Genomic DNA, 3,149 nt, shown 5'->3' with positions numbered 1-3,149 from the left:
CTGCTCTGGTACCTCTCCCACCGCACCTGGAGCGCCTACGAGTCCCAGCAGCCGCTGTCCCGGGACCCCGAGCCCGAGGAGAGCGGCGCCGGCGGGCCGCTGGGCCGGCCCGGCTTCTGGTACGGCCGCCGCCTGGTGGCCCGGCTGCGCGCCGCCCACACCGCCGCCGGCCTGCTCACCGTCGCCGCGGCCGTCGCCACCCCCGCAGCCGCATTCGACCGCCGTCCCGGCGGCCCGGCGGCCCTCGACGTCCTCGGCTGGAGCCTGCACGCCGCGCTCGTCGCCCTCGGCGCGGTGGTGGTCGCCGTCGTCTGCCGCCGGGGCCGCAGCGAGCACCGGCTGGACCGGCGGCTGGACCGCCACCTCGTACGGCGGCTGCCGCTCGGCGCGCTGCTGCTGCTCCTGCTCACCGCCGTGTACGCCGGCTGGCCGCGCCCGCCCTGGCACTCCGTCGGCAGGCTGGCCGGCGACACCACCTTCGGCGGGATCGCCCTGGTCCAGGGCCTGCTGGTCGTGCTCCTCGCCGTCACCGCCCACACCCTGTACCGCACCGCCCCCGACCCGCGCGCCGCGTTACGCGGCCAGGGCGGCCCCGCCGTCGCCACACTGGCCTGCGCGCTCGGCGGGGTGATGTCCGGCGGGGTCGCCCAGCGCGTGGCCGACTGGATGGACGGCACCGGGGGCTCGATCCCCGGCCCGCCGGTGCTGCTGACCTGGCAGGCCTCCGTCATCCCGCCGCTGCTGCTGCTCCTGCTGGTGCTCGGCGGACGCCTCGCCGGCCGCGCCTGGCGCCTGGCCCGCGCCGAGCGCGCCACGGTCCGCGGGGACTACCCGGACGAGCCCGAGGACCCCGAACGCACCCGCCGGATCGCCCGCACCCGCGCCATGGCGACCCTGACCGACGACGCCCCTCTCGTCGTCGGCGTCACCTCCCTGGCCACCCTCCTGCTCGGCGCCGCCGCGCTGGCGGGCGCGCTGACCGGCCACCGCACCCCGGCCCGCGCCGCGCAAGGCGCCCACCCGCTGGTCCAGGGCGCCGCCGAGACCGCGCAGGCCCTCGGGTCCTGGCTGGTCGGCCTCGGCTTCGTACTCCTGGTCACCTGGGGCCGCCGCGCCTACAAGGACGCCTCCGCCCGGCGCACCATCGGCATCCTCTGGGACGTCGGCACCTTCTGGCCGCGCGCCGCCCACCCCTTCGCCCCGCCCTGCTACGCCGAACGCGCGGTGCCCGACCTCACCTGGCGCATGGCCACCTGGACGCGCGCCACCGGCGGCCGGCTGGTCCTGTCCGGGCACTCCCAGGGCAGTGTGCTGGCCGCCGCCGCGGCCTGGCAGCTCACCCCCGCGGTGCGCCGGCGGGTCGCCCTGCTGACCTACGGCTCCCCGCTCACCCGGCTCTACGGCCGCTGGTTCCCCGCCCACTTCGGGCCGGCCGCCCTCGGCGCCCTGCACCGCGACGTCGACTGCTGGCGCAACCTCCACCGGCTCACCGACCCGATCGGCGGCGCGGTCGCCCTGCCCGGCGACAGCGGCCCCGCCGTCGACCGCGCCCCGCTGAAGGACCCGCTCGCCTACGGCCGCACCGCACGGCACCCGCTGCCCGCGCCGATCCTCGGCCACTCCGACTACCAGGCCGACCCCGCCTTCGCCGAGGAACGCGCACGGCTCCTGGCCCGCCTCCACCCGGACCTGCCCGCACCGCGCCCCGGCCGGGAGGCTCAGGGCAGCGCCGGCAGGTCCTCGGCGTAGAGCAGCGTCAGGTCGTCCGTGCTCGGGTCGGCGAACTGGGCCACCCGGCCCGCGTGCCGCTCCACCATCGCCTCGAAGGTCTGGCGCGCGGTACGGCCGTTGCCGAACGCCGCGCCCTTCGGGATCTCGGTGAAGTACTTCAGCAGTGCCTCGGCCGTCCCCGGCGCCAGCCGGTACTCGTGCTCCTCGGCCTGCTGCTCCACGATCCGCAGCAGCTCGTCGGGGCCGTAGTCGCCGAAGGTGATGGTGCGGGAGAAGCGGGAGGCCACACCCGGGTTGACGGACAGGAAGCGCTCCATCTCGGCGGTGTAGCCGGCGACGATCACCACCACCGCGTCCCGGTGGTCCTCCATCAGCTTCACCAGCGTGTCGATGGCCTCCTTGCCGAAGTCGCGGCCGGCGTCCTCGGGCGAGAGGGCGTACGCCTCGTCGATGAACAGCACCCCGCCGCGCGCACGCTCGAACGCCTCCTGGGTGCGGATCGCGGTGGAACCGATGTGCTCGCCGACCAGGTCGACGCGGGACACCTCGACCAGATGGCCCTTGTCGAGGACGCCCAGGGAGGCGAGGATCTCGCCGTAGAGACGGGCGACCGTCGTCTTGCCGGTGCCCGGCGAGCCGGTGAAGACCAGATGCCGCTTGACCGAGGCCGCCTTCAGGCCCGCCCGCTGCCGGCGCCGGCCCACCTCGATCATGTCGGTGAGCGCGCGCACCTCCCGCTTCACGCTGTCCAGGCCCACCAGTGCGTCGAGCGCGCCCAACACGTCCTTGGCGGTGCGCGCGGACGCCTCCGGCTCGGGGGCGGTCACCGCCGGCTCCTGCTCGGTGCTGCGCTGGCCGGGGATCGCGCCCAGCAGACCGGGGGAGGGGCTCGTCGTCTGCACGGCCGTCTCCCGGGCCGCCGGCGGGCGCACCCCGCCGCTCTCGTCGCTGGTGCAGTCCTCGACCACCGGTCCGGAGCCCGGTCCGGCGTCCGCCCCGCCGTCCGCGAACTCGTAACCCCCGCGCGCGCAGCGCTCCGTACGGCACTTGCGCAGTGTCGTACGGCAGCCGTCGATCACATGGAAGCCGTAGCCGCCGCTGCCCGTCACCCGGCAGCCCAGGAAGCTGCCCCGGCCCCCGGCGGAGACGTAGAAACCGGCCTCGGCGGGGGAGGAGACCGTGCAGCGCTCGACGGTGGGGTCGGCGCCCTTGGTGACGATCACGCCGGTCTGGGTGCCGTCCACCGTGCAGTTGCTGAGCGTGCCCCCGCTGCCGTGGTCGCGGAACCAGGCGCCGGTCGACGCCTCACTGATCCGGCAGTCGTCGAGCTGGGCGGTGGCGCCGTCGCTCACCGACACGGCGGTGTTGCGCACCTGGGTGAGGTCGCTGTCCACCACGTCCGCGCGGGAGCCGCGGTC

2 protein-coding genes are annotated in these 3,149 nt (G+C 76.3%); one reads left to right on the top strand and one right to left on the bottom strand.

Going from position 1 to position 3,149, the window contains the following annotated elements; translation table 11 throughout:
• On the top strand, positions 1 to 1,749 hold a 1,749-nt coding region (locus tag IE249_RS07180), incomplete at its 5' end, for a hypothetical protein (RefSeq protein WP_229857753.1).
• Here the strand turns inward: IE249_RS07180 and IE249_RS36565 are convergent.
• Positions 1,719 to 3,149: AAA family ATPase (locus IE249_RS36565; protein ID WP_229857751.1), on the bottom strand; the 1,431-nt coding region annotated here is incomplete at its 5' end. The genes IE249_RS07180 and IE249_RS36565 overlap by 31 nt on opposite strands.

This window comes from Streptomyces anandii JCM 4720 (genome assembly GCF_014650655.1).
GTDB lineage: Bacteria > Actinomycetota > Actinomycetes > Streptomycetales > Streptomycetaceae > Streptomyces > Streptomyces anandii.
Note: the sequence above shows the minus strand (reverse complement) of the source record. Positions and strands in the feature narration are given on the sequence as shown.